Annotated in this window: 26 protein-coding genes; 16 read left to right on the top strand and 10 right to left on the bottom strand. The window is 67.1% G+C overall.

Going from position 1 to position 25,928, the window contains the following annotated elements:
- The first annotated feature begins 61 nt into the window (after window positions 1–61).
- A complete protein-coding gene (locus KIT25_20220) occupies window positions 62–265 on the top strand; it encodes a hypothetical protein (protein ID UYN94336.1) in 204 nt (67 codons plus the stop codon).
- A gap of 9 nt (window positions 266–274) precedes the next feature.
- On the opposite strand, the gene KIT25_20215 is transcribed toward KIT25_20220, so the two are convergent.
- Window positions 275–562 carry a 4a-hydroxytetrahydrobiopterin dehydratase gene (locus tag KIT25_20215; protein UYN94335.1) on the bottom strand — a complete coding sequence of 96 codons (288 nt, stop codon included), beginning with the start codon at window positions 560–562 and terminating at the stop codon, window positions 275–277.
- 116 nt (window positions 563–678) lie between these two features.
- On the opposite strand from KIT25_20215, the gene KIT25_20210 reads away from it, so the two are divergent.
- Complete coding sequence (locus tag KIT25_20210) at window positions 679–1,134, top strand: metallopeptidase family protein (GenBank protein ID UYN94334.1); 456 nt, start codon at window positions 679–681, stop codon at window positions 1,132–1,134.
- A 6-nt stretch (window positions 1,135–1,140) separates the two neighbouring features.
- Here the strand turns inward: KIT25_20210 and KIT25_20205 are convergent, their stop codons facing one another.
- Complete coding sequence (locus KIT25_20205) at window positions 1,141–1,713, bottom strand: mismatch-specific DNA-glycosylase (GenBank protein UYN94333.1); 573 nt, start codon at window positions 1,711–1,713, stop codon at window positions 1,141–1,143.
- 51 nt (window positions 1,714–1,764) lie between these two features.
- Between KIT25_20205 and KIT25_20200 the strand changes: the two genes are divergently transcribed.
- Genes KIT25_20200 through KIT25_20190 form a run of 3 tightly spaced genes read left to right on the top strand, consistent with a single transcriptional unit; the run spans window position 1,765 to window position 5,203 of the window.
- The gene (locus KIT25_20200) at window positions 1,765–2,922 is read left to right on the top strand and encodes an acyl-CoA dehydrogenase family protein (GenBank protein UYN94332.1); all 1,158 of its coding nucleotides are present in this window, start codon (window positions 1,765–1,767) and stop codon (window positions 2,920–2,922) included.
- Window positions 2,919–4,061, top strand: coding sequence for a CoA transferase (locus KIT25_20195; protein ID UYN94331.1), 1,143 nt, complete (start codon window positions 2,919–2,921; stop codon window positions 4,059–4,061). The genes KIT25_20200 and KIT25_20195 overlap by 4 nt, the downstream gene beginning before the upstream one ends.
- Window positions 4,058–5,203 carry a CoA transferase gene (locus tag KIT25_20190; protein UYN94330.1) on the top strand — a complete coding sequence of 382 codons (1,146 nt, stop codon included), beginning with the start codon at window positions 4,058–4,060 and terminating at the stop codon, window positions 5,201–5,203. The genes KIT25_20195 and KIT25_20190 overlap by 4 nt, the downstream gene beginning before the upstream one ends.
- On the opposite strand, the gene KIT25_20185 is transcribed toward KIT25_20190, so the two are convergent.
- A complete protein-coding gene (locus tag KIT25_20185) occupies window positions 5,154–6,926 on the bottom strand; it encodes an acyl-CoA dehydrogenase family protein (protein UYN98001.1) in 1,773 nt (590 codons plus the stop codon). The two genes, KIT25_20190 and KIT25_20185, sit on opposite strands and share 50 nt — an antisense overlap.
- Window positions 6,927–6,943: 17 nt before the next feature.
- Window positions 6,944–7,678 (bottom strand): NAD-dependent deacylase, encoded by a 735-nt coding sequence (locus KIT25_20180; protein UYN94329.1) that lies wholly within the window; start codon window positions 7,676–7,678, stop codon window positions 6,944–6,946.
- A 35-nt stretch (window positions 7,679–7,713) separates the two neighbouring features.
- Here KIT25_20180 and KIT25_20175 point away from each other — a divergent pair, with 35 nt between their 5' ends.
- Window positions 7,714–8,223: a low molecular weight phosphotyrosine protein phosphatase gene (locus tag KIT25_20175; protein ID UYN94328.1), complete on the top strand. Its 510-nt coding sequence runs from the start codon at window positions 7,714–7,716 to the stop codon at window positions 8,221–8,223.
- Here KIT25_20175 and KIT25_20170 read toward each other — a convergent pair.
- Window positions 8,171–10,333 (bottom strand): N,N-dimethylformamidase large subunit, encoded by a 2,163-nt coding sequence (locus KIT25_20170; protein ID UYN94327.1) that lies wholly within the window; start codon window positions 10,331–10,333, stop codon window positions 8,171–8,173. The two genes, KIT25_20175 and KIT25_20170, sit on opposite strands and share 53 nt — an antisense overlap.
- Before the next feature lie 37 nt (window positions 10,334–10,370).
- On the opposite strand from KIT25_20170, the gene KIT25_20165 reads away from it, so the two are divergent.
- Entirely contained in the window at window positions 10,371–11,420 is a 1,050-nt protein-coding gene (locus tag KIT25_20165) for a hypothetical protein (GenBank protein ID UYN94326.1), read from the top strand.
- Window positions 11,421–11,429: 9 nt separating this feature from the next.
- Here the strand turns inward: KIT25_20165 and thpR are convergent, their stop codons facing one another.
- A complete protein-coding gene (gene thpR, locus KIT25_20160; GenBank protein UYN94325.1) occupies window positions 11,430–11,975 on the bottom strand; it encodes an RNA 2',3'-cyclic phosphodiesterase in 546 nt (181 codons plus the stop codon).
- Window positions 11,941–12,618 (bottom strand): arylesterase, encoded by a 678-nt coding sequence (locus KIT25_20155; GenBank protein UYN94324.1) that lies wholly within the window; start codon window positions 12,616–12,618, stop codon window positions 11,941–11,943. Before KIT25_20155 ends, thpR begins: the two co-directional genes overlap by 35 nt.
- 69 nt (window positions 12,619–12,687) lie before the next feature.
- On the opposite strand from KIT25_20155, the gene KIT25_20150 reads away from it, so the two are divergent.
- The 4 genes from KIT25_20150 to KIT25_20135 all read left to right on the top strand — a co-directional run bounded on the left by KIT25_20150 (window position 12,688) and on the right by KIT25_20135 (window position 17,469).
- Entirely contained in the window at window positions 12,688–13,350 is a 663-nt protein-coding gene (locus KIT25_20150) for an ABC transporter ATP-binding protein (protein ID UYN98000.1), read from the top strand.
- Entirely contained in the window at window positions 13,347–15,863 is a 2,517-nt protein-coding gene (locus tag KIT25_20145; protein ID UYN94323.1) for an ABC transporter permease, read from the top strand. Before KIT25_20150 ends, KIT25_20145 begins: the two co-directional genes overlap by 4 nt.
- Window positions 15,864–16,000: 137 nt before the next feature.
- Entirely contained in the window at window positions 16,001–16,768 is a 768-nt protein-coding gene (locus KIT25_20140; GenBank protein ID UYN97999.1) for a Bax inhibitor-1/YccA family protein, read from the top strand.
- A 188-nt stretch (window positions 16,769–16,956) separates the two neighbouring features.
- The gene (locus tag KIT25_20135) at window positions 16,957–17,469 is read left to right on the top strand and encodes a helix-turn-helix transcriptional regulator (GenBank protein UYN94322.1); all 513 of its coding nucleotides are present in this window, start codon (window positions 16,957–16,959) and stop codon (window positions 17,467–17,469) included.
- A gap of 62 nt (window positions 17,470–17,531) precedes the next feature.
- Here KIT25_20135 and KIT25_20130 read toward each other — a convergent pair whose 3' ends face one another.
- Complete coding sequence (locus KIT25_20130; protein UYN94321.1) at window positions 17,532–17,723, bottom strand: DUF4169 family protein; 192 nt, start codon at window positions 17,721–17,723, stop codon at window positions 17,532–17,534.
- A 78-nt stretch (window positions 17,724–17,801) separates the two neighbouring features.
- On the opposite strand from KIT25_20130, the gene KIT25_20125 reads away from it, so the two are divergent.
- Both KIT25_20125 and KIT25_20120 read left to right on the top strand, forming a co-directional pair.
- Window positions 17,802–21,005 (top strand): AsmA family protein, encoded by a 3,204-nt coding sequence (locus KIT25_20125; protein ID UYN94320.1) that lies wholly within the window; start codon window positions 17,802–17,804, stop codon window positions 21,003–21,005.
- Window positions 21,006–21,032: 27 nt separating this feature from the next.
- Window positions 21,033–21,848 (top strand): nitroreductase family protein, encoded by an 816-nt coding sequence (locus KIT25_20120; protein ID UYN97998.1) that lies wholly within the window; start codon window positions 21,033–21,035, stop codon window positions 21,846–21,848.
- Here KIT25_20120 and KIT25_20115 read toward each other — a convergent pair.
- Complete coding sequence (locus tag KIT25_20115; protein UYN94319.1) at window positions 21,835–22,053, bottom strand: ribbon-helix-helix domain-containing protein; 219 nt, start codon at window positions 22,051–22,053, stop codon at window positions 21,835–21,837. The two genes, KIT25_20120 and KIT25_20115, sit on opposite strands and share 14 nt — an antisense overlap.
- Before the next feature lie 101 nt (window positions 22,054–22,154).
- Here KIT25_20115 and typA point away from each other — a divergent pair, with 101 nt between their 5' ends.
- Together typA and KIT25_20105 are read left to right on the top strand one after the other, a co-directional pair.
- Complete coding sequence (gene typA / locus KIT25_20110) at window positions 22,155–23,987, top strand: translational GTPase TypA (GenBank protein UYN94318.1); 1,833 nt, start codon at window positions 22,155–22,157, stop codon at window positions 23,985–23,987.
- Window positions 23,988–24,003: 16 nt separating this feature from the next.
- A complete protein-coding gene (locus KIT25_20105) occupies window positions 24,004–24,408 on the top strand; it encodes a hypothetical protein (GenBank protein ID UYN94317.1) in 405 nt (134 codons plus the stop codon).
- 5 nt (window positions 24,409–24,413) lie between these two features.
- Here the strand turns inward: KIT25_20105 and KIT25_20100 are convergent, their stop codons facing one another.
- Complete coding sequence (locus KIT25_20100) at window positions 24,414–25,094, bottom strand: hypothetical protein (protein UYN94316.1); 681 nt, start codon at window positions 25,092–25,094, stop codon at window positions 24,414–24,416.
- A 201-nt stretch (window positions 25,095–25,295) separates the two neighbouring features.
- Between KIT25_20100 and KIT25_20095 the strand changes: the two genes are divergently transcribed.
- Window positions 25,296–25,847 carry a hypothetical protein gene (locus KIT25_20095; GenBank protein ID UYN94315.1) on the top strand — a complete coding sequence of 184 codons (552 nt, stop codon included), beginning with the start codon at window positions 25,296–25,298 and terminating at the stop codon, window positions 25,845–25,847.
- The last annotated feature ends 81 nt before the right edge of the window (window positions 25,848–25,928 follow it).

Here is a 25,928-nt window from a genome sequence, read left to right as displayed (position 1 = left end):
ACGCGCGTAACCTCGGCCGCCGTCGCGCGTTAACCCTGCGCAACAAGCCGAGGAGCATCGCATGCAGGACAAGAAGCCCGGCACCGGAGTCGAAGGCGAAGGCAGCTACAGCGCGACCCGCGACTACAACACCCGGACGGAGAAGTTCCTGGAGAAGGGCAAGGTCGACAAGGCCGCGCGGGAGGCCGAGCGGGCCATCGATTCGCCGGAGGCTGCCGAACTCGCCAAGGCCGAAGAGAAGGGCAAGGCGAAGGCCAAGCAGTGACGTTCGGCATCACGCCACGGAATCGACGAAGCGGGCCAGCGAGATGTCCTTCTCGCTGAGCCCGCCCGCGTCGTGCGTGCTGAGCACGATGTCGACCCGGTTGTAGACATTGAACCATTCGGGATGGTGGTCGGCCTTCTCGGCGGCGAGAGCCACGCGCGTCATGAAGCTCCAGGCCTGACTGAAGTCGGCGAACTTGAAGCTCTTCTGGATGGCGTCGCGGCCGGCGACTTCGTTCCAGCCGTTCAACGTGGCGAGCGCGTCGTTGCGCGCCGCGCCGGTGAGCCTGGCGGTCATCGATCCCTCCTTCGTCGCTGTGGGATATGGAGACTAGACCTTTCGCGGCAATCGATGAACAGTCGGTCATCGACAGGCCCTTGGCGAGCGCGCCGGGCTCCTATATGGGGGGAGTCATGCCGGTCTTCACCAATCCGCGGCGCACGCCCTGCTTCGGCGTCGCGCCGACCCTGGAGGACATCGAAGCGATCGCCGCCGAGGCGCTCGCGACGATCCCCGAGGAGTTCCGCCGGCATGTCGGCAATGTGCGCATCCAGGTCGACGACTTCCCGTCGGACGAGATCGAGAAGGCGATGGAACTCGACTCGCCGTTCGATCTGCTCGGCCTCTATCAGGGCGTGTCGATGATGGAGCGCGGAGCGAGCCACATCGCCAACGACATCGATCGCATCTTCCTCTATCGCCGACCGATCCTCGACTACTGGTGCGAATCGGACGAGGACTTGCCGCACATCATCCGGCACGTGCTGATCCACGAGATCGGCCATCATTTCGGCCTGAGCGACGACGACATGGAGGCGATCGAGGCGAAGGCGGAAGAAGAATCGCGTCGCGTCCAGCCCGGCGCCTGATCCGTACTAGGCCGCGCGTTCGCGCAGCCTGCGTCTTTCGGCGACGAAATCCGCCGCTGCCCGCCAGGGCGCAAGCGTCCAGAACGAGCGCGCACGGCCCGACGGCGAGGCGAGCACGAAGACGGCCGCGCCCTCCAGCTGTTCCGGCTGTCGGCCGTATTCCACGAATCTGGCGCCGAGGCCGAGACAGGCGGCGTGCTTGCTGGTGAAGGCGACCGCCGCCGGCCTGTACCTGCGCAGCTTGCGGCGCAGCGCCCGGGCGTCCATCGCCTGCGGGCTCAGTTCGTGATCCGAGCCGTACTCGGTCTTGTTCAGGTCGGTGAGGCCGATGCCCCAAGTCAGCAGCTCGGGATAGCGCCCGGGCGCCAGCTTCTCGGGCGTGAGGCCCACGGCATGGAGCGTCGCCCAGAACGCGTTGCCCGGGTTGGCGTAGTAGGCGCGCGCCCGATAGGACGCCGGGCTCGGAGCGGTCCCACAGAACACCAGGTCGAGGCCCGGCGCCAGCAGGTCGGGCACGAGATGGCTGCGCGGGTTGCTCCTCGTCTTCGTCGCGGCGGTCACGGTGCGGCACGATAGCATTGACTCGCCGCGGGCGTCTTTTCACGGTGTCGCCACAGCGCGGAGGAACAAATGCACAAGATCGACGCGGCCGACGAGGCGCAGCTGTTCGCGACCATCGACCGCTGGATCGAGCGCGAGGTGGCGCCCCGGGTCAAGGAATTCGACCACGCCGACAGATGGCCCGCCGAGATCGTCGAGCAGATGAAGGAGCTCGGCCTGTTCGGCGCGACCGTGTCGCCGGAGCATGGCGGGCTCGGCCTGCCGGCCACCACCTACGCCGAGATCGTCATGCGGATCTCTTCGGTCTGGATGGCGATCACCGGCATCTTCAACTCCCATCTGATGCTGGCGCTGGCGGTCGAAAAGTTCGGCACCGAACCGCAGAAGCGGCACTGGCTGCCGAAGTTCGCCTCGGGCGAGGTGCGGGGTGGGCTCGCCTTGACCGAACCGGATGCGGGGACGGATCTGCAGGCGATCCGCATGACGGCACGCCGGCGGGGCGACCACTACGTCATCAACGGCACCAAGACCTGGATCAGCAATGGCGTCGAGGGATCGTGCTTTGCACTTCTCGTGAAGACCAATCCGGAGGCCAGTCCGCGCTACTCCGGCATGAGCCTGTTCATCGCGCCCAAGGGACCGGGCTTCCGGGTCGGCCGCAAGCTGGAGAAGCTCGGCTACAAGTCGATCGATTCGGGCGAGTTGATCTTCGAGGACTACGAGATCCCGGCCGACCATCTGATCGGCGAGGTCGAGGGTCGAGGCTTCACCCAGGTTGCCGGCGGTCTCGAGCTGGGACGAATCAACGTGGCGGCGCGCGGCGTCGGCATCGCCGAGGGGGCGCTCAGGCTCGCCACCAGCTACGCGCAACTGCGCAAGACCTTCGGCAAGCCGATCATCGAGCACCAGGCCATCGCGTTGAAGATCGGTGAGATGGCGACGCGTGCCCGCGCCGCTCGACTGCTGACACTCGACGCGGCGGGTGCGTTCGACCGCGGCGAGCGCTGTGACATGGAAGCCGGCATGGCGAAATACTTCGCCTCGGAGGCGGCGCTGGAGAACAGCACCGAATCGATGCGCATCCACGGCGCCTACGGCTACTCCAAGGAATACGACATCGAGCGGCTCTACCGCGACGCGCCTCTGACCTGCATCGGGGAGGGCACCAACGAGATGCAGCGCCTGATCATCGCCCGCCAGTGGGCGCGGCGGAACGCCGTCATATGAACGGAAAGCCGCTCGCCGGGATACGTGTTCTGACGCTCGAGCAGTTCGGCGCGGGACCTTACGGCACGATGTTCCTGGCCGAGCTCGGCGCCGAGGTGATCAAGGTCGAGCCGCCCGACGGCGATCCCTCGCGCCACGTCGGGCCCTACAAGCTCGGTGCCAATGACAGCGAGTATTTCCAGGCCTGGAACCTCGGAAAGAAGAGCGTGACCATCGACCTCAAGACAGCGGAAGGGCGCCGGCAGTTCGAGGTGCTGGCGAAGACGGCGGACTGCGTGGTCAACAATCTGCGTGGCACCCAGCCGGCCAAGCTCGGCATCGACTATGCGAGCCTCGCGCCTCTGAAGCCGTCGATTGTCTGCCTGCACATCTCGGCCTACGGCCGCGCCGGCGAGCGCGCCGACTGGCCGGGCTACGACTTCCTGATGCAGGCCGAGGCCGGCCTGATGGAGCTGACCGGCGATCCGGAGGGACCGCCGACACGCGTGGGCGTGTCGCTGATCGACAGCATGAGCGGCCTCACCGGTGTCGTCGGCCTGCTCGCCTGCCTGCTGCGCGCGCGCACCACGGGGCGGGGCGGCGACGTCGAGACCTGCCTGTTCGACGTCGCCATGCACCAGCTCACCTATCCCGGCGTGTGGTATCTCAACGAAGGCGACGTCTCGCCGCGCGTGCCGCGCAGCGCACATCTTTCGCTGGCGCCCGTGCAGACGTTTCCGACCCGGGACGGCTGGATCTTCGTCATGTGCATGACCCAGAAGTTCTGGCTGTCGCTGGTCGAGGCGATGGACCGAAGGGATCTGCTGGACGATCCGCGCTTTGCCGATCCCAACACGCGGGCGCGCAATCGCGCCGAGTTGACCGACATGCTCGACCCAAGCTTCCGCGCGCGCACGACCGGCGAGTGGCTCGCGGCGTTCAACGGCCTGTTGCCGGCCGCACCGGTCCACCGCCTCGACCAGGCGCTCGACGGCGCCTTTCCGAGGAACACGGGCATGGTGTCGTCGGTGCCGCATCCGGCGAGGGGTGCCTTGCGCGTGATCGCTAATCCGATCCGGGTCGACGGCGCGCGGCTGTCGCAATCCGCCTGCTCGCCGCTCGGCGCCGACAACGAGACCTATCTGGACAAATCGACATGAAACTCGAAGGCATCAAGGTCGTCGACCTTTCCTGGTTCCTGCCGGGACCGTACCTGACCACGGCATTGGCCGACCATGGCGCGGAGGTGATCAAGGTCGAGCCGCCCGGCGAGGGCGATCCCGGCCGCCACATCCGTCCGCCGGACGAGCGCACGTCGGTGTTCTTCCGCAACATGGGCCGCGGCAAGAAGAGCGTCGTACTCGACCTCAAGAGCGAGCGGGGCCGCGCCGATCTCTTCCGTCTGGCGTGCGAAGCGGACGTGCTGGTCGAGTCGTTCCGCCCGGGCGTCGCCGTGCGCTTCGGCATCGGCTACGAGGCGGTGAAGACTGCGAATCCCGGCATCGTCTACTGCTCGATCTCGGCCTTCGGCCAGGACGGCGCCTATCCCGGCCGCGCCGCGCACGATCTGGCGCTCGAAGCCATGACCGGCGTGCTGAGCCTCACACTCGGTGACGACGGACGGCCGGCGATTCCCGGCATTCCCGTCGCCGACCTGGTGAGCGGCCTGCACGGTTTGTCGGGTGTGCTCATGGCGCTGCTGCGCCGCACGGCCACAGGCAAGGGCGATTATATCGACATCTCCATGCACGAGGCGCTGATGGCGTCGTGCGCCAACGTCGTCGGCAGCGCCTTCGCCGAGAACAAGCATCCTGACGTCAAGCAGCAGCGCACGACCGGCGGCTCGGCCTTCTATCGTGTCTACGATACCTCCGACGGCCGCCAGCTCGTGCTCGCCGGGCAGGAGATGAAGTTCATCAAGAACCTGCTCACGGCGCTGGGCAAGCCCGACATGGCGCCGCTCTGCGAATGGCCCGGCGCGCACCAGAAGCCGGTCATGGAATTCCTGGAAGCAACGTTCAAGGCCAAGCCGCTGGCGCATTGGATGGAATGGCTGGCGACGCTCGACATCTGCTATGGGCCAGTGAACACGCTGCCCGAAGCCATCGCCGATGCGAACCTCAAGAAGCGCGGCTTCATGGTGGAGGACGGCGACGGTCGCCTGCATTTCGCGCCCGCCGTACGGTTCAGGGACGAGCCGTCGCGGCCGCTCTACCGCGAGCCGCTGCTCGGTGAACACACCGACGAGGTGCTCAGGAGAGCAGCGCCGTCGCCTTCGAAAGCGGCACGGGTGCGTCGCTGAGCAACAGGTCCATCGCCTCCTGCTCCCAGGAGGACTCGCCGAGCGACAGCGGGTCCTGCGGCGCCAGGCGATGCTCGATGACCATGCGCGACAACAGCAGGCGTCGCGCGTCGCCTCCCGTGGCGCCAAGGGTCGAGCCCTCCCAAGCGAGCAACGCTGCCGTGGCGGCGTGGTAGAGTGCGCCGGCCGCCATCCGCGAGCGCTTCTCGTGCCGTGGATCGGCGGCAACCGCCTCGACGAAGCGCTCGACGCGCTCGAGTGTCGCGCCGAGCAGGCCCTTGTATTGTCCAGGCAGGCTGCCGCTCGGCTCGTACTTCGCCTTGAGCGCCGAGGTGAGCGTCTTGTGGCCGCCCGACTTGCCGACGGCCCGTTGCACGACGTCGAGCGCATTGATGTTGGAGGTGCCCTCCCACAGCGTGCCGATCTGCGCATCGCGCACCAGGCGTGCCGTCGCCCATTCCTCGATGTAGCCAAGGCCGCCGCGGACCTCGAGCGCCTGACTGGCGGCGGGGATGTTGTCGCGACAGGCCCGGAACTTGTAGACCGGCGTGAGGATGCGCAGCAAGTTGGCGGCATCCTTGTCTCCTTTGTTTGCCTTGGCCATGGCGTCGGCCGAGAAGGCGTACATGGAGAGCGCCTGCTCGGTCGGCAGCATGATCTTCATCAATTGCCGGCGCAGCAGCGGGTATTCGCCGATCGCCTTGCCGAAGGCCGTGCGGCCGCGGGCGGCGGCCATCGCCTCATTGAGGCAGCGCCGCATCATCGAGGCGGCGCGCACGCCGTGGCTCAGCCGTGACAGGTTGACCTGCTCCATCATCTGCTTGAAGCCGCGCTCCGCGTCGCCCACCAGGTAGGCGACCGCGCCGTCGAGGACGATCTCGCCCGAGGCCATCGAGCGCGTGCCGAGTTTGTCCTTGAGCCGGACGATCCGATAGGCGTTGCGCGAGCCGTCCTCGAGCCGGCGCGGCATGGCGAACATGCCGAGCCCCTGCGTTCCCGGCGCCGCGCCGCGTGGCCGGGCGAGCAAAACCGCGACATCGGCATCGGCGTGACTGCAGAACCACTTCTGGCCATGGAGCTTCCAGCGCTCGACGCCGTCGGCGCCGACCCCGATCCTCTCGGCCTCGGTCTCGATGGCACCGACGTCCGAGCCGCCGGCCTTTTCGGTCATGAACTGCGTGCCCTTGAGCATGGTCGCCGGATCGGTCGATAGCAGGCGGTCGAGCAGCAGCTTCTTGAGTGCCTCGGAGCCGAAGCGCTTGATGACGTAGTTGGAGGTGTCGCTGACCGACACCGGGCACATCAGGCCAAACTCGGCCTGCACCAGCAAATAGGTGAAACCGTATTTCACGAGCGGATGGGCGGTTTCGGTCATGCCGAGCACGCCCGGACGGTGGCTCATGACGTGCATGCCGAAGTCGCAGAAGGCGACCTTCTCCATCTCGCGATAGGCCGGGTGGTATTCGATCCAATCCTCGTCGCGGCCGAAGCGGTCGCGCGGATGCAGGACGGGCGGATGGCGGTCGGCGATGAAGGCGAGCTCGTCGAGCCGGTTGCCGGCCAGTTCGCCCATGCGCTCGAAGTGGGGCGCCATTTGCCTCAGCAGGGCGGGATCCATGTAGAGCGACAGCAGGTCCTGGAACTGGCGGTCGATGGCGTAGAAGTTCCGGCCGTGGATGTCCGGGGCGATATGGTGTGCGCCGTGGGGCGCGAGCGTCGACATGTCGGGCATGCTTTCTCCTATTGCCTCCAGCCCTGCTCGAGCAAGCGCGCAACGAACGGCGGCACGACCTGCGTGGCGGGACCGTAGATGCGTTCCTGGAATAGCGGCTCGTTGTCGGTCGGTTCGAGATTGAGCTCGACTGTATGGGCGCGAGCGCGGCGGCGCGCCTGCAGCACGAAACCCGCGGCGGGATAGACGTTGCCCGACGTGCCGATGGACACGAAGAGTCCGCAGCGATCGATGATCTGGTAGATCTCGTCCATGTGCTGCGGCATCTCGCCGAACCAGACGATGTTGGGACGCAGCTCGCCCACGGCACCGCAATTGGTGCAGGTGGATCGCGGCGTCAGGTCGGCGTCGGACTCGCTGACCGTGCCGCACGTCATGCAGCGGATCTCGCCGTCCCGGCCGTGCATATGCAGCACTTTCCGGGAGCCCGCCATCTCGTGCAGCGGGTCGATGTTCTGGGTGACGATGGTGACCTCGCCCTGGTACTCGCGCTCCAGGCGCGCCAGGGCGCGATGCGCCGCGTTCGGCTCGATATGGGCCGCGCGGAAGGCACGGCGGGTGTCGTTGTAGAAGTCGAGCACCTTCTTCTTGTCGCGGTGCCACGCCTCGATGGTGGCGACCTCCTCGAGGTCGACGCGCGCCCACAGCCCGTCCTTGTCGCGGAAGGTGTCGATGCCGCTTTCCTTGGAGATGCCGGCGCCGGTCAGCACGACGATCCCGGCGGGAAAGAAATCCTGGTGCATGTTCCCAATCTAACCCTGTGCTAGGCTCGCGGACCATGACCATCGGTGTCCTCTTCGTCTGCACGGCGAACATTTGCCGCTCGCCCATGGCGAAGGGCGTCTTTCGCACGCTGGTGCGCCGGGCAGGCTACGCCGACGTGTTCGACATCGATTCCGCCGGCACGTTCGACGGGCATGTCGGGCAACCGGCCTCGTTGCTCGCGCGCGAGACCACCGCGCGGCGTGGCTACGACATATCCGACCATCGTGCCCGGCTTCTCGCGAACGAGGATCTCGACCGCTTCGACTTTCCGCTCGCCATGGACAAGACGCATCTCGCGGCGATGCGCTGGATCGCGCCGCGCGGCAAAATGGATCGGCCGCAGATGTTCATGCGCTTCGCGCCCCATATCGGCGTCGCGGAAGTGGCCGATCCGTACGGCGGGCCGGCCACGGGCTACGAGCGGGCCCTCGACCTGATCGAGTCGGGTTGCAACGGCCTGCTCGAGATGCTCAGGCCGGCAGCCGAAAAGGCCATGTCGCTCCAAGTTCGCCCAGCCGGTTGAGCACGTTGAAGGTCAGCCGCGACACGTCGTTGTCGAAGTCGTTGTGCGGCAGGCTGCCGCAATAGGTGATCGAGCCGACCGAGAATACGGCGCCCGCCGCGGGCTTCTCGACATAGACCATGTCGGCGCGGATCAACTGCTCCAAGGTTTCACCCGGAATCGTCGTGGTGAAGCCCAGCCGCTCCTCGTGGACGACGACGAAGTTCCGACGATCATGGCCTTCCGACGTCGCCAGCACGACTGTGTTGTGCGGGCTGCCCAGGCGATGGTCGAGCCGGTCGAGCTCGAACCCCGCCGCGCCGCCGCCCGAGAAGCCGTAGCCGCCGAACAGTTCGTCCCTGACGCCTTCGAAGATCCAGGCGTGGCGATTGTCGCGCGACGCCGGCGCCCTTCGGTAGGAATCGCCCACGAAGGTGCCCTGGCTGGAGAATCCGATTCCCGCCAGCAGGTTGGGCGGCCTGTCGGAGCGCCGCCACAGACCGCCATAGGCGCCGTCGAAGGCGTGGTAATATTCGCCGGGCTCGGCCGCCCAGGTGCGAATGCCGCCTTCGGTGCGGCGGACTTCGATCGCGCCCGGCACCTTGGGCGTGCGCGCGACGCGCCAGTAGAAGCCGTTGCCGCCGAGATACATCAGCCGGCCGCCGGTCTCGGTGTAGGTCTGCAGCGCATCGAGCGTCGCCGCCGTGTGGTACTCCGGATGCGAGCCGGTCACGACGACCTTGTAGGGCGCAAGCAGCGCCGCGCCTTCGTCGTCGAGATCGTGATCGGTGACGACGTCGAACTCGATGCCCATGCGATCGAGCCAGCCCGTCAAATGGGTGTCGGCCGGCAGGTGGCGCAGCCCCGAACCCGCTGCGTCGTTGAACGAGAGGAAGTCGGGACGCCAGGTCAGGAGCGGCCGCAGCATCGAGGAATAGGCGACACCCGAACCGTCGCGGTGGTGGTTGTAGGTCGCCAAACCGTAGTCCCTGTGGTCGTCGGGATTGTGAGGGAATGCCTTCCAGTCGGCGACGCGGCTGCGGAAGGCGTCGTCGAATACGCCGCGCGAGAAGTTGGAATAGACCTGATAAGTGAAGGTCGAAGCGAGGTAGCAGACCTTGGACGTCGCCTCGCCGCGCGGCGGCGGGACGAAGAAGGGAATGATGTCGCGATGCGGCCCGCAGGCGAGCGCCATGCCGTAGGCGCCGCTTGGCAGCTCCTTCGGCACGGTGAATGCGAAGTCGTCGGTCCAGCCGCAATCGTGCAGGTCGTCGTCGTGGAAATGGATGGCGGCGTAGTGGTGCGGCGCCTTGGTCCAGTCGCGCTCCTTCCCGTTCCATGCGGCTCCCTTCATGGCGCGTGTCGGCAGGTTGACCAGCCTGCCGTGCAGGCCGTTGGGCCCAGTGTCCTCGATCTCCATCGAATCGATGCCGCGCGAGAAGTCCCAGGCGGCGATGCCGGCGATCGATGGTGCTTCGATCTTGCCGTTGAAACAGCGATGCGCCGGACGATCGGCGGCTTCCTCGGCGGCGATCAGGATCGGTCGTGCCGCGTCGATCGCCATTCCCGGCGCGGTTAGCGTCACCTCGCCTTCGTCGTCGATCGCGTGGGCGCGCCTGAGCGGCTGCTGTCCGACGCGCAGGACCCCGGTTGCCGGATCGGCGCTCGCCCAGACGCGATACCAGGCGTGGGCGCGCAATGGCTTGCCGACCGTCACCCGCGCCGACCCGGTCTCGAAGGTCATGCCGTCGGGCGTCAGCACCAGCGAGAACCCGGCGCCGCTCGCCGCATCGCGGCGAGAGATCACCGATTGGGGGCCGTCCTGCGGCAACGTCGGCCAAATCAGGGCTTCGACGAACAGCGCGCCGTGGCGGGCGAGCGCAGCGGCACCTTCGATTAGCCCGTAGGAACCCGGATGCGCGCGTTGGACGCGCGAGGCGAACCGCCCGTGGAAGACGTCGGAGAGGTCCACGAACTTGCGGGACGGGCCGCCGGGATTCGGATCGCCGCGCACGATGCGCACGAGCGAGGCCTGGAAGGGGTCCGGCCCGGCGCTCGACACCTTGAAGGCGATTTTTTCGCCGACGCGAGCCGAGATGCGGTCGGCGTAGCCGATGAGCGGTGCTGTCACGCTTTTCTCCCCATGGACCGCCGCTATAGTCGCCCGAATGTCGACGACGCGCCAAGAGCTCAGAGGCAAGGTCCAGACGGTGCTCGGTCCGATCGAGCCCGGCACGCTCGGCCGCACCCTGATGCACGAGCATGTGCTGTGCGACATTCGTCCGCCCGGCACGCGCTCCGACAACGATCTCGGCCCCGAGATCACCCTGGAGAACGTCTGGCAGATCAACTACGGGCGCGGCCTGAAGCGCGCGGGCCGCAAGTACATGCTCGATCTCGAGGACATCGCCACGCGCGAGGTGAAGGCGATGAAGAGCGAGGGCGGTGACGCCATCGTCGAGCTGACCTGCGGTGGCCTGTCGCCCGATCCGAAGGGTTTGCAGCGCATTGCCGCGGGCACCGGCGTGCATCTGATCATGGGCTGCGGCTACTACGTCAACGACTACCAGGATCCGCGCAACCATGGTCGCGCCGTCGATGATTTCGCCGAGGAGATGATCGGCCAGATACTGCACGGCGCCTGGGGCACCGACGTGCGCGCCGGCATGATCGGCGAGATCGGCTGCCAGGCGCCATGGACAGAAACCGAGAAGCGAGTGATGCGTGCGGCCTTCATCGCTGCATCGGAGACCGGGGCGGCGATCAACGTCCACCCCGGCCGACATCCCGACCAGCCGCAGGAGGTCGCCGATTTCGCGCGTGCCGTCAGCCATCCGACGGAGCGCATGGTGATCAGCCATATCGACCGCACCATCTTCGACGAGACCCGCCTGCTGCGGCTGGCCGATTCGGGCGTCACCATCGAGTTCGACCTGTTCGGCCAGGAGGCGAGCTACTACGGGCTGTCCGACATCGACATGCCCAACGATGCGACGCGGCTCGGGCTGATCCGGGCCTTGATCGAGCACGGCCATATCGACCGCATCGTCATTAGCCACGACATCTGCTACCGCACGCGACTGACCAGCTTCGGCGGTCACGGCTACGGCCATATCTTCCGCAATGTCGTGCCGATGATGCGCTCGCGCGGTTACAGCGAGGACGAGATAGACGGCATCCTGGTGCGCAACCCGAGGCGGCTGCTGACCTTCGCCTAGATCGATGTTTCAGAAGGTGAGAGTATAGGCCGCCTCTTCGGTGTAGATCGAACCGGCGCGACCGATGCGGCTGGAGTAGAGCGAGAAGTGCTCGGCGACCCAGGGCCCCGCCTGGAACCGGGCGTGGCTCGCCATGAACTGCGCGAGGTGATGGCCGGCCTCGGCACCGTTGGGGAAGCGGGCGAGCGTGACATGCGGACGGAACTTGCGCCGTTCGACCTCGATGCCGCAGTTGCGCGCCACGGTCGACACCTTCTGTTGCAGCCAGTCGAGACGGTCGCTCTTCTCCACCCGGGCGACGAGCGCCCTGGGTTGCTTGCCCGAGCTGAACTGCTCGACGCCGGCGAGCGCTACCGTGAAGCGCGGGCCGGCGACATCGCCCAGCTCCTCTTCGAGGTCGCGCATGACGACGCCCTGAACGTCGCCCGCGAAGCACAGCGTGACGTGGAAATTCTCCGCCGGCACCCAGCGTGCGTCGGGCACGCCCGACTGCAACGTCATGAGAGCAGCGGAAATCTCGTCAGGGACGGGCAGGGCGACGAACAGACGTGGCATGGGCGTCGAGGTTGCTGGTGACGAACGGGAGCATCCGTTCGACGATCGTGTCCACGCCCTTGACATTGGGATGGATGCCGTCGGCCTGGTTCAGGGCGGGTTCCTGCGCCACGCCGTCGAGCAGGAAGGGATAGAGCGGCACGTCGTACTTCTCCGACAACCGCTTGTAGATGCCGTCGAACGCCCTGGCGTAGTCGGCTCCGTAGTTGCGGGGTGCCAGCATGCCCGCCAGCCAGACCGTGGCGCCGGCCTCCTTCAGCCGTTTGACGATGCCGTCGAGATTGCGCTCCGCTGCGGCCGGATCGACGCCGCGCAAAGCATCGTTGGCGCCCAGCGCCACCAGCACGATGTCGGGCTTGTCGCCCATCATCCAGTCGACGCGGTCGAGGCCGCCCGCGGTGGTGTCGCCGGAGACACCATGGTTGAGGACGACGACGTCACGCTTCTGTGACCGCAGCGCCGCCTCCAGACGCGCGGCAAGCGATTGATTCGGCTGCAGGCCGTAGCCCGCCGTCAGGCTGTCTCCCAGCATGGCGATCCTGACGGGCGCACTTTGTGCATGCACCGGCAGGAGGCACAACAGCAGCACCAGCAGCGAATTGACCGCTGCCGCAAAACCACCATATCCATTGCTCAGCTTCATCGCGCCCTTTCCGGAGTCCGCTTGACCGTCCTTCAGCCCATCGTCCGCCTCGGCGACGTTCACCTCGACATGGCAAGCGATGCCGGCACGGTCAATATCCTGCGCGGCGTGTCGCTCGAAATCGTCGCCGGCGAGATCGCCGCCGTCGTTGGCCCGTCGGGTGCCGGCAAGTCGAGCCTGATGATGGTCGCAGGCGGGCTCGAGCGGGCGACCTCGGGCCGCGTCGAGGTCGTGGGCCGGGATCTCGGTCCGATGGACGACGACGCGCGAGCCCGGCTGCGGCGCGATCACCTCGGGATCGTGTTCCAGGGCTTCCACCTCATCCCGACCATGACGGCGCTCGAGAACGTCGCGTTGCCGCTCGAGTTCGCCGGCCGTGGCGACGCCTTCGATCTCGCGCAGGGCGCGCTCGAACGTGTCGGCCTCGGCCACCGGCTCGGCCACTATCCGGCGCAACTCTCCGGCGGTGAGCAGCAGCGAGTGGCGGTGGCACGCGCCTTCGTCGGCAGGCCCAAGCTGCTGCTGGCCGACGAGCCGACGGGCAACCTCGACGGCGCGACCGGCAAGCAGGTGATGGATCTGCTGTTCGACCTCGCCCGATCCGAAGGCGCGACCCTCATCCTGATCACGCACGACATGGCGTTGGCCGGGCGCTGCGATCGAATCCTGCGCATCGCCGACGGCATTGTCGTCGGCGACGAGCGGACGTCCGCGGCGATGGCCGCGCAATGACACTTGCGCTGCGGCTGGCGCGTCGCGAGATGCGCAGCGGACTGAGTGGCTTTCGCCTGTTCCTCGCCTGTCTTGCCCTCGGGGTCGGGGCGATCGCCGCTATCCTGTCGTTCAGCCGTGCCATCGAGGAAGGTCTGCGGGCCGACGCCCGCGAAATCCTGGGCGGCGACGTGGCCATCTCACTGCTCTATCGGCAGGCCACCCCCGAACAGATGGCCTATCTCGGCGGACGCGGACAGCTCGTGCGCTGGGTCGATGCCCGCGCCATGGCCCGTCCCGAGCGGCCGGAAGGCCGCACGACGCTCGTTCAATTGAAGGCGGTCGAACCGATCTATCCGCTTTACGGCGCGATCGAGCTGCAAGGCGGCACGCATCTCTCGGAGGCGCTCGCCGAGCGCGGCGGCGTTTGGGGCGCCGTCGTCGAGGAATCGGCATTGCGCCGCATGAACATCGCGCTCGGCGATCGGGTGAAGGTCGGCGAGGCCGTCGTCGAGGTGCGCGCGGTCATCGCCCGCGAACCGGATCGCGGCCTGAACGCCTTCGCGAGCCTCGGCCCGCGCCTCATGACATCGTATGCGGCGCTGGCCGATTCGGAGCTGGTCCAGCCTGGCAGCCTGCTGAACTGGGAGTACCGCCTGCGCCTGCCGCCGGGATCGTCGGATCGCGCGGTCATCGAGGACATCAAGACGCGTTTTCCCGATGCCGGCTGGCGCCTGCGCGGCCTGGCGGAAGCCGGCGGCGGCATCCGATTCTGGCTGGATCGGCTGACGCAGTTCATCGGCCTGATCGGGCTCGCGTCGTTGCTCGTTGGCGGCGTCGGGGTGGGCAACGCGATCGCCAGCTTCCTCGCCGGGCGCCTTCACACGATCGCCACGCTGAAGTGCCTCGGTGCCCCGGAGCGCCTGGTGTTCACGACGTATCTCGTCCAGATCGGCGTGCTGGCGCTGGTCGGCATCGCCGTCGGCGTGGCGGCGGGCGCGGCACTGCCCTTCCTCGCGCAGGGGCTCGTCGGCGACATACTGCCGGTGCGCGCGCGGGTGGCGCTCTATTTCAAGCCGCTGGCGATCGCGGCGACGTTCGGCCTGCTGGTGTCGCTGCTCTTCGCCCTGGTCCCGCTCGTGCGGGCGCGCGCCGTGCCTGCCGCGACCCTGATGCGCGGCGCCGTGGTCGACCGGAAGCGCCTCGCCGTGCGCGACATTCTGGTGGTCGGCGGCGTCGCCCTGGTGCTGGCCGGCTTCACCGTGCAGACCGCCCCGGACCGGCGGATCGCCGCCTGGTTCGTGCTGGGGGCGATCGGCGCGTTCATCGCCTTTCCGCTTCTGGCGAGGCTGGTCATGGCGGCCGCGGCGCGGGCCGGCAAGCCGCGGTTCGCCGCCCTTCGGCTGGCGCTCGCCAACCTGCACCGGCCCGGAGCGCCAACGCCGATCGTCATGCTGTCGCTCGGCCTCGGCCTCACCGTCCTGGTGGCCACGGCGTTGGTCGAGGGCAATCTGCGCGAACAGATCACGCAGCGTATCCCGCAGGATGCGCCGGCCTTCTTCTTTGTCGACGTCCAGTCGAGTCAAATGCCGGAATTCGAGAAGGCGCTGGCTGGCATCCCCGGTGCGGGCGCGCTCGACAAGGTGCCGTCGCTGCGCGGACGTATCACCCGCATCGGCGGAAAGCCCGTGAGCGAGATGGCCGTTCCTTCCGAGGCGCGCTGGGCCGTCGAGAGCGACCGCGGCATCACCTATGCGGCGACGCCGCCGGAAGGTTCCCAGATCGTCGCCGGCCGATGGTGGGCGCCCGACTATCGCGGCCCGCAACTGGTCTCCTTCGACGCCAACCTGGCCAACTCGTTTGGTCTCGGCGTCGGTGACACCATCACCGTCAACATCCTTGGCCGGGACATCGAGGCGCGTATCGCCTCCCTGCGTCGCATCGAATGGACGACATTGACCATCAATTTCGTGTTCGTGCTGTCGCCTGGTGTGCTCGACCGCGCCCCTCACACGTTCCTTGCCACGATCAGGTCGACGCCCGAGGCCGAGGACGCGATCTTCAGGGCCGTGACCGACAATTTTCCCAATGTCACGGTGGTGCGCATCCGTGACGCCATCGAGACGGCATCCGGGGTGCTCGCGAATATCGGGTTGGCCAGCCGCGTCATCGGGCTGCTCAGCATCCTTGCCGGCCTGCTGGTGCTGGCGGGCGCCATGCTGGCGACACAGCGTCGTCGCGTCCACGAAGCGGTCGTCATGAAGGTTCTCGGCGCCACACGGGCCAGGATCGCGGGCATCTTCGCCTGGGAGTTCGCGGCACTTGGCCTCGCCACCGCCGTCGCCGCCCTCGGGGTGGGAACGCTGGGCGCCTGGCTCATCGTGCGCCGCCTCATGCGGCTGGAGTGGAGTTTTCTGCCGACGGTCGCCGTCGGCGTCGCCATCGGCGCGATGGTCCTGACGCTCGCTTTCGGTTTGGCCGGAACTTTGGCAGCATTGCGGCAGCGGCCGCTGGCCTTGTTACGCAATGAATGAACGGCTTCTTTGCGGAGAATCACTGCCGATCGGCGGGACGGGCAGCCTACGATAACTATTGATTCAGACGGGCTGCGTGCCCAAATTGGTTGCCGAAGGGGCCCGGCAAGGAGGCCCCCTTTGGAGGCATGATCGAAATGGCGAACCAGAACTTCAACACCTTTGGCCGTGCTGGCGGAGTCATCGCCGACCAGGCATCGTTCGATGCCGGTCTGCGCGCCCACATGGTGCGGGTCTACAACTACATGGCGTCCGGTCTGGTCCTCTCGGGCATCGTGGCGTTCGCTCTGTTCAACTTCCCGGCGTTGCAGACCATCTTCTTCGAGATGGGCGTGACCCGGGGCGGCAACGTCATTCCGGTGGGGCTGAATGGCTTGGGCTGGATCGCGATCCTGGCGCCGCTCGGCCTGTTGCTGCTGGTGTCGTTCCGGGCCGCCAAGATGAGCCTTGGTTCGGTCCAGGCGGTCTACTGGGCGGTCACGGCGCTGATGGGCATCAGCCTGTCGCTGCTGCTGTTCCGCTACACCGGCGCCAGCGTCGCGCGGACGTTCTTCATCACCGCCGCAGCGTTCGGTGCGCTCAGCCTCTATGGCTACACCACCAAGCGCGACCTTTCGGCCTTCGGCAAATTCCTGTTCATGGGCCTGATCGGCCTGATCCTGGCCGTCGTCGTGAACATGTTCTTCCCGTCGGGCACGATGACCTTCATCATCTCGGTCGCGGGCGTGCTGATCTTTTCGGGCCTGATCGCCTACGACACCCAGCGGATCAAGGAGCAGTACGCCGACGCTTGGGGCACCGATGTCGCCGAGAAGATGGCTGTGTTCGGTGCGCTGAGCCTGTACCTCGACTTCGTGAACCTGTTCCAGTTCCTCATGATGTTCCTGGGACAGGAACGCGAGTAGCGAGAACCAATCCCATCGAGACGAACGCCCGGACGGCAACGTCCGGGCGTTTTTGTTGGGCACCGCCGTCGCAGGTCGGCTGCGCCGACATGGTTGCAAGGCGGCGGTGATTTTGCCCGGGACGAGGACCGTGGCGCATCGCGCGGCCAAGATTTGCACATGGACGAGTGACGCCTATACTTCGCGTCATGCGGCGCACCAGTTACGAGCAAATGAATTGTTCGATTGCCTCGGCGCTCGATGTCGTGGGCGAGCCATGGACGCTGCTGATCGTTCGCGACGCCTTCTACGGCGTCCGCCGTTTCGACGACTTCCAGGAGAATCTCGGCATCGCCCGGAATGTGCTGACGGCGCGATTGAAGAAGCTCGTGGAGACCGGCGTGTTCCGCAAAACGGCCTATCGCCAGCGCCCGTTGCGCCACGAGTACCGCCTGACCGAGAAGGGCGCTGCGCTGTTCACTGTCATCGTCGGACTGAAGCAATGGGGCGACCGCTTCGGTGCGGCTTCCCGCAACGGCAGGCCGATGGATCTGGTCGATCGGTCGGATGACCGACTGCTCGACCCGGTGCTGATCGATGCGACGAGCGGCCGCCGGCTCGAACTCACCAATGTCCGCGCGGTCGCCGGACCGGGCGCCGACCAGGGCACGCGCGATTTCTTCGAGAGGCGCGCGCTGAACCGTTCCGGCAACCGCAACTGAAGCGGTCGGTTCCGAAGGCTCCCCGGATTCCGGGGTGACTCCGACGCCGAGCGTCGCGGCGGTCAGGGCTCATCGCGATCGGGGACGAGGCGCTTGCTGTCGTGGGACCGTTCGGCGCGCCGCTCGGCATCCTCGTCGGCCCGGCGCTGCTCGCGCGTGCGGCCGAAACGCCGCCGATTGGCTTCGGCTTCGGTTTGACGTTCGCGCCGCGCCTTTTCCTTGCGCGCGCGGCGGAGATTGACGATGTCGGCCATGGCTGCGTCGGATGAATTTCTCTATGCCGCGCCGTGGCGCGTTGCGCTAGTGTTTCGCTCGTCCGGAAAGGAGGAACCATGAGCCCTTCGCTGCGCAAGAAGCTGTTGTTCGGCGTCGGCGGTGCCGTCGGTCTCGTGGCGGCGGCGGCCGTGATTGCCCCGTGGTTCATCGACGCCAACTCCTTCAAGCCGACCATCGTCGCGGAAGTGAAGAAGGCGACCGGCCGCGATCTCAAGATCGACGGGCCGATCACCCTGTCGCTGCTGCCGACCCCCACCGCGACCGTCACCGGCGTGACCTTCTTCAATGTGCCGGGCGCCAAAAATCCGCACATGGTCGAGTTGAAGTCGGTGAGCGTCAAACCGGCCCTGCTGCCGCTGCTCGGCGGCGACTTCGAGGTCAGCGAAGTCGTTCTGGTCGAACCCAAAATCGTCCTGGAGATCAACGCCGAGGGCAAGCCGAACTGGGAGTTCGCGCCATCCGTCGCCGAAGCCAGGCCGGCGGCTCCGAAGCCGACGTCGCCCAAGCCGCTGTCGCTCGGTCGCATGGTGATCGAGAACGGCACGCTGCTGTTCAGCGACGCCAAGGCGGGAATCTCGATGGCGGCGGAGAAGGCCAATTTCACGGCGTCGGTCGGTTCGCTCGAAGGTCCGTACGCACTGGCGGGCGGCGCCGTCCTCAACGGCGCGCCTCTCAAGCTCGACCTGTCGGTGAGCGGCAAGGGCAGCCAGGGCCACGCCATGACCGTGTCGCTCGAGGCGGGGGGCGGCAAGGTCGGATTCAAGGGCACGCTGAGCGAGCTCGGTCCCAACGCGCGCCTGGGCGGCGCGGCGACCATCGCCGCCGACCGCTTCGATACGTTCGTTGCGGCGCTGAGCGGACTCGCCGGATTGCCGCCACAGCCAGTGCCGCCGCTGCTTGCCGGCAAGTTCGCTTTCGATGGCAGCATCGACGCCTCGCAGACGGCTGTCGCCGCCAGGGACTTCCGCCTCACCATCGGTGAGAACGCCGGTTCCGGCACGCTCGCCGTGGCGCTGAAGCCGGCGTTGGCGATCGAGGGCAAGGTCGTCGTACCCAAGCTCGATCTCGACAGGACCATCGCCGCCTTGACGCAACCTGCCGCTCCGGCCGGCCCGGCCAAATCGACTCCTGCGGCACCGTCGGCCGCACCTGCCGCGGCCGGTGGCATCCCGCCCGACCTCGCCGCCAGCGTCGCGATCGAGGTTGGCGAAGTCATTTACAACAAGGCAGCCGTCCGCAACGTCGCCATCGAGATCGACGCCAAGCGTGGCGCCGTCGCCGTGCCGCGGCTCACCGCGACGCTGCCGGGCGACATGAGTCTCCAGGCACGCTCGACTCTCGGCGGAGATCCGGCGCGGCCGACCGTCAGCGGTGATTTCAGCCTCGTCGGTCCCAAGCTGCGCGACACCCTGGCCTGGCTCGCGATCGACGTGTCGGCGGTACCCTCCGGCAAGCTCACCCGCCTCAGCCTCAAGGGCCGCATGGCTTCGACGGGCGGCAATGTCCAGGTCAGCAATGCTGCCTTCGAATTGGACGACATCAAGGGCACCGGTGGGATCGTCGTCACCTTCGGTGTGCCCCTGTCGATCGTCACCACGCTCGATATCGACACGCTCGACGTCGACCCCTTCCTGGCCGGCGGTACGTCGCCACAAAAGTCGCCGCCGGCCGCCGCGTCCGCGGTGACCGATCGTCCGGCGCCGGCCGGACCGACGGTCGGGCTCAAGGCGAAGATCGCCCGGCTGATCTACAATAAGCAGCCGATCTCTGGCGTCGACGTCGACGTTGCCCTGCAGGGCAGCACGCTTCGTCTGAACGACATAAAGGTGTCCAATCTCGGCGGCGCGCGCCTGGCCGTGCGCGGCTCGGTGGCGAACGTGACGTCGCCGGCGCCGCGCCCTGACATCGCGTTCAACTTCGATGCCCCGGACATGGACAAGGTGCTGAAGGTCGCCGGGTCGATGGCCGTCGCCGGGCTCGGTCCCGTCAAGGCGTCGGGCGGGCTTGCGGGGACCATCGAGCAGTTGACGTTGCGCGACGTCAACGTGACGGCGATGGGTCATGCGATCAAGGCGACCGGCACGCTCGCCTTGCCCGGCGCATCCAAGGGCGCGCCGCAGTCGGCAGCCTACAAGGGCAGCATTGCCTTGAACGGACAGACGCTCGAAGGTTCGATCGACGCCAAGCTGGCGGGCAAGCCGACGATCACGGCCAACCTGAAGTCGCCCTCGCTCGACCTCGACAAGATCGGCGGCGCCGGCGGCGCGACGACGGGCGGCCGGGCCGGACCGGCGGCGGCCAGCAAGCCGATCGACACCGCACCGCTGCGCAGCGTGGACGCCGACGTCAAGCTCGTCGCGGCGACGCTGCTGATGTCGCCGATGCGCTTCAACAACGCCGACATCGCCATGAAGTTGAAGGACGGCGTGCTCACGCTGTCGCACTTCAAGAGCGGCCTGTACGGCGGCACGGTCGCACTGTCGGGCGTGCTCAACGGCAGCGGCCCCGCCCTCGGCATCGACTTCAAGGGCGACGTCAACGGCATCATCCTGAGCGAGATGTTGCGCGCGACGTCGGGGACCAATCAATTCGGCAGCGCGGTCAAGGTGACGATCGACGGCAAGTTGAGCGCCACCGGCATTGCCCTGAAGGGTTCGGGCTCGACGAACGACCAGATCATGAAGTCCCTGACGGGAGGCGCGCAGCTCGGCGGGCACGTCTTCGCCGGTGCCGACAAGGCCCTGCTGGCCATAGGGTCGGTCGCCACCGGCGCCGCCGGCGCGCTCATCGACAACACGCTCGGCAATGTGCTGGGGGCGATCGGCGGCAACCGCAACGTCGCCAGCAATCTGTTGAGCGCGATATCCCTAGTGCTCAACCGGTTCGCCAACCACGACAGCCCGATCTCCGGGCAGGTCGACATCGTGGGGGGCGTGGTCACCGACAAGGGCCTGGTGGTGCGCGGCAACAGGGCGACGGCCAATGTGAGCACGCGCACCAATCTCGGCGCGTCGACCACCGACACCACGATCAACTTCGTGATCGCCGAGGACACGTCCGCACCGTATCTGATCACGACCGTCCGCGGCCCGACCACCCGGCTCAGCTACAACGTCGTTCGTGGCACGGCAAAGGATCCGCCGGGCTTCACCAACACGCTGACCGGCAGCGGCGGGCAGTCTCCCCAGCAACAACAGCAGCAACAACAGCAGCGATCGCTCATCCCCGGATTGCCTATCCCCAATCCGTTCGGCCGCTAGTCAGGAGACGTCTTGCTCGATCGATTGATGAACGTGCTCAAGGCGCGATTCGGGGCGGCGCCGGCGCTCGCCGAGGCGCCGCGCGGCGTGGATGAGCTGGCCGACATGGCCAACCGCCGGGTCATGCGGCGCTATCTCGACAAGCCCGTCGACCCGGCGCTGGTCGAGACGCTCTGCGCCGTGGCGCTCTCGGCTCCCTCCAAGAGCGATCTCCAGCAGGCGGACATCGTGATCGTGTCGGATCGCGAGCAGCGCGAGAAGCTGGAAGCGCTGCTGCCGGACAATCCCTGGGTCCAGGCGGCGCCGGTGTTCCTGGTGTTCTGCGCCAACAATCGTCGTCACCGCCTGCTGTTCGAATGGCGCGGCCAGCCGTTCGTCAACGACCACCTAGATCCATTCTTCAATGCATCGGTCGATGCGGGAATCGTGCTGGCGACCTTCATCGCCGCCGCCGACCGGGTCGGGCTCGGCACCTGCCCGATCAGCGCCATCCGCAACCATGCCGGCCAGGTTTCCGACATTCTGGGGTTGCCGCGGCATGTTTTCCCGGCTGCCGCGCTCGGAGCGGGGTGGCCGGCCTTCGAAGGGGTGATGAGTCCCCGGCTCGGCCTCGACGTGACGATCCATCGCGATCGCTACGACGAGACGGGGCTGCGCCGGAAGATCGAAGCCTACGACCGCCGCCGGCATGCGGTGCAGCCCTACAAGATCCAGCGTTACACCGACCGTTTCGGCCAGAGCGACACTTATGGCTGGTCGGAAGACAAGGCGCGGCAATATTCGGTGCCGGAGCGCGCCGATTTCGGTGCTTTCGTGCGCGGCAAGGGATTCAATCTCGACTGACCCTTTGACGCAGCGTCTCCAGGACATATAGCCGTAACGCGCTTGAAAGATTGGATCGGTCGCCCCGTTCCCGGTCGATCTGCTGGATCAGACCGGCAAGCGACAGGTCGCGGCCTCGCGCGATCGCGGTCAGCTCGTCCCAAAACTCGTCCTCCAACGAGATGCTGGTGGCGTGGCCGCCGATCACGACCGATCGCTTGCGCATGGGAGAATTGTGGCAGCGGCAAGACTCCTGCTCAACCCGTCTTGCCGATGGCATGAGCCCTGCGTATATACCGCGCCCGAGAACCCCCTCCGGAAGACAATATGGACATCCGCAACGTCGCGATCATCGCGCACGTCGACCATGGCAAGACCACGCTGGTCGATTGCCTGCTCAAGCAGAGCGGCACCTTCCGCGAGAACCAGCAGGTCGCCGAGCGCGCCATGGATTCCAACGACCTGGAGCGTGAGCGCGGCATCACCATCCTGGCCAAAGCCACGTCGGTGGTGTGGAAGGACACGCGCGTCAACATCGTCGACACCCCGGGCCACGCCGACTTCGGCGGCGAGGTCGAGCGCATCCTGTCGATGGTCGACGGGGTCGTGCTGCTGGTCGACGCGGCCGAGGGCCCATTGCCGCAGACCAAGTTCGTGCTCGGCAAGGCGCTCAGGCTCGGCCTGCGGCCGATCGTGCTGATCAACAAGGTCGACCGCCCCGACGCGCGCGCCCACCAAGTCCACGACGAGGTGTTCGATCTCTTCTCGGCGCTCGAGGCGAGTGACGAGCAGCTCGACTTCCCGACACTGTTCGCGTCGGCCAAGCAGGGTTGGGCAGCCGAATCGCTGGAAGCCGAGCACGAGGACATGTCGCCGCTGTTCGACCTGATCCTGCGCCACGTGCCGGCGCCGCGGATCGACAGCGATCCGGCATTCCGCATGCTTGTGACGACGCTGGAGTCCGATCCGTTCCTCGGCCGCATCCTGACCGGTCGCATCCAGTCGGGGACGATCAAGCCCAACACCGTGCTCAAGGCGCTCGATGCCAGGGGCGAGAAGATCGAGGAGACGCGCGTCACCAAGCTGCTCGCCTTCCGCGGCCTCGAGCGCCAGCCGATCGACCAGGCCGAGGCCGGCGACATTGTCGCCGTCGCCGGTTTCAAGACGGCGACGGTGGCCGACACGCTGGGCGACCTGACGGTCGAGGCGGCATTGCCGGCCCAGCCCGTCGACCCGCCGACACTCGCCATGAACTTCATGGTCAACGACTCGCCGCTCGCCGGTCGCGAGGGCGACAAGGTGACGACGCGCATGATCCGCGCGCGCCTCATGCGCGAGGCCGAGGGTAACGTCGCCATCCGGGTACGCGACACCGACAACACCGATTCCTACGAGGTCGCGGGTCGCGGCGAGTTGCAGCTCGGCGTGCTGATCGAGACCATGCGCCGCGAAGGTTTCGAGCTCGCGGTCGGCCGCCCGCGCGTGCTGTTCCAGACCGATGCGGCCACTGGCCAGCGGCTCGAGCCGATCGAGGAAGTCGTGATCGACGTTGACGACGCCTATACCGGCGTCGTCGTCGAGCAGATCTCCCAGCGCAAGGGCGAGCTCCAGGACATGCGCCCGTCGGGCGCCGGCAAGACCCGGCTGGTCTTCCACGCGCCGTCGCGCGGCCTGATCGGCTATCACGGCGAATTCCTGACCGACACGCGCGGCACCGGCGTGATGAATCGGATCTTCCACTCCTATGGGCCGTTCCGCGGTGCGATCCCGGGGCGACGCAATGGCGCGCTGATCGCCAATGCCGAGGGCACGACGGTGGCCTACGCCCTGTGGAACCTCGAAGAGCGCGGCCCGATGTTTGTCGACCCCGGTACCGCGGTTTATCAAGGCATGCTGATCGGCGAGCACAGCCGCGGCAACGACCTCGATGTCAACGTCCTGAAGGGCAAGCAGCTCACCAACATCCGGGCGGCCGGCAAGGACGAGGCGGTGCGGCTCACGCCGCCGCGCCGCATGTCGCTCGAGCAGGCGATCGCCTATATCGAGGACGACGAACTTGTGGAGATCACTCCCAAGTCGATCCGGTTGCGCAAGCGCTTCCTCGACCCCGAGGATCGTAAGCGCGCCAAGAAGCAGGCCGCCGCATTGGCGGCCGAGTAGAGGAGAGAGGACAGCGTTGAAGAGCAAGGACACCCTCACCGACAGGTTGGAAACCCAGGCCAAGGCACGCGCCGCGCTGCTCGAGAAGGCCAAGCAGAAGGACCCGGCGAGTGATCCGGAGTTCGCCGCCCGCCAGGACGCCCGCCTCGCGGCGGCGCGCCAGCGAGAAGAGCGCGAGGCGGAACGACGCCGGGCCAAGGAAGCCGAACGCGAGCGCCAGCGCGCCGAGCGCGCGGCCAAGGCCCAGGCCAAGGCCGAAGCCGAACGGATCGCGGTCGAGGAAGCCAAGCGCCGGGCCGAGGAAGCCAGGCTTGCGGCCGAGGCGGCGGCCAAGGAGTCGGCTCGGCTCAGCCGTAAGGCGCGCCCCGCCGCGCTTGGCCTCCAGGACCTCAAGGCCGCGCTCGAATCGCGCGGCAAATAGGATCGCTACAGGCGCCCGCCGGTCAGGCTGGCGCGCTGGCTGATCTCGATGTGATTGCCGTCGGGATCGCAAACGAAGGCGAACCGCACGGTCTCGCCCAGCACGCGCACGTCGCCTCCTGACGTTCCGCCGCGTGCGAGTATGCCGTCGTATTCCTTGACGCAATCGGACACCTGCACGGTCGTGTAGCGATAGCCGGGGCCGCGCCATTTCTGCCCGCGGTGCTCGATCGCGCCTTGCTCGGCGACGACGATCAGCGAATCACCGCAGCGATAGCGGCCGTCGCCTACTCGCTCGTACTGCATGACGTGAGTCCAGAAGCGATCATGCGCGGCGGGATCGTTGACCCGCAACAGGATGGCAATTCCCTCGACACCGTTCTCGCCCTTCGGCACCAGCGCGACGCGGTTGCCGTCGGGATCCCTGAGATCACGCCGGGCGGCGATGCCCACGCGCGCGATCTCTAACGCGACGATCCCCGAAGGCGCCATTGCCGGCAGCAGGTTGCGGGCGTGGTTCATCTTGAGGATCGAGCCGTTCATGTGGTGGCGGTGCTGCTGCACGCCGCCGCCCAGCTTGCCCATATGGTCGTAGGGCAAGCCAACCGTGCGCTGCCAGAAGGCGAGCTGTTCGTCGCGCCTGTTCGAGAACAGGCCGACATCGAGATGGGGTTTGGCGAGATCCACGGGGTATTCCTCCGGCATCGGGTTCGAGTGCTGCCGCGCAAGCCATTGTCAGAATGCGATAAATCGGCATTTCAACCGAGGCCGCTGCCGGAAACAAAGCATACAAAGTGTGCCACGACTCCGGTCGGGGCGGATTGCTAAAACGGCTGCGGGGATTGGTCGGCAGATGGGGATCTGCCGCCAAGCATTGTGGGAAGGACCATGACGATTCGCGCCATCATCGGCACGATCGCTGTGCTCGCGGGCTTCGCCGTCCTCGAGCGCTCGGTCGATGCCAGCACCGGTTACGCCGGGTCGTGCCAGGCCGGTCAGGCCTATGCGTTGCTGCATCCCGGCGAGGCTATCGCCGTTCGCGCCCAGCCGACGCCGGAAGGCGCCGTCATCGGCGAGTTCACGACCGCGCACCCGGACGGTCCGGTGGCGTCGGCGGTCACGCTCGATTCGAGCCGCAGCGGCTGGGCCCGCATCGTGCTCGCGTCGGCCGCGGGCTTCACCCCGCGCAATGGCGGCGCTTCGATGCAGTTCGGCTGGATCCCGGCGGACCAACTCGAGGTCGGCACGAAGATCGACGGCGCGATCACGACCTACACCCGGCCCGGCCTGATGGGCCGCCAGGTGTCGCGAATCGAGGGCGACGACCTGAAGTTCCGTGTCCTGGGCTGCCGCGGCAGTTGGCTGCAGGTGATCAACGAGCGTCATGGCAATATCTGGATCGACCGCTGGTGCGGCCGCGAAGAGGGTTGCCGGAGCTAGAGAGTTTTGGGAGGCGGCGCGAGATCCTCTGGGGATATCGGATCGAGCGTCGCGGGACAGCAAACCCCGGGAGGGCAACCT

Source organism: Enhydrobacter sp., from assembly GCA_025808875.1.
In the GTDB taxonomy this organism is placed as follows: Bacteria; Pseudomonadota; Alphaproteobacteria; order Reyranellales; family Reyranellaceae; genus Reyranella.
The sequence above is the reverse complement of the archived record's forward strand: the minus strand, read 5'-3'. Positions and strand labels throughout refer to the sequence as shown.